At 68.6% G+C, this 363-nt stretch carries 1 protein-coding gene; it reads right to left on the reverse strand.

Annotated elements, in window-relative coordinates:
* Positions 1 to 363, reverse strand: a 363-nt coding sequence (locus QD208_RS17585; RefSeq protein ID WP_279837687.1) for a hypothetical protein, incomplete at both ends; no start/stop codon positions are given.

The raw sequence follows: 363 nt of genomic DNA on the forward strand, positions 1-363 counted from the left end.
CGCGGGTCAGCGCGACATCGACCACCGCCGGCGCACCCAGCGTGGCCACCAGCGAGATGTCGATGCCGTGCTCGAGGCGGATCTCTGCCGACACTGGCGGCGCGGTCACCTCCAGGCTGAGCGATTGGATCAGCTCGAGCTGCGCACGCACGGTGGCGGCCGGCATCACCAGGCTGGCCGCGATCTCGATGGCTCCACCCTGGGCGAGTCGAGCATCGACTGATGGCGGCGTCAGCTGAGCATCGAGCACCAGATCGCGTGGCAGCTCCACCGCCTCAGTGGCACCGCCGAAGCCAAGCACCACATGCCCACCCGCCGGCGGCGCATAGTCACCGGCGAACAGCAGCAACAAACCAGGATCAC

It is taken from the genome of Cobetia sp. 29-18-1 (genome assembly GCF_029846405.1).
Classification (GTDB): Bacteria; Pseudomonadota; Gammaproteobacteria; order Pseudomonadales; family Halomonadaceae; genus Cobetia; species Cobetia amphilecti.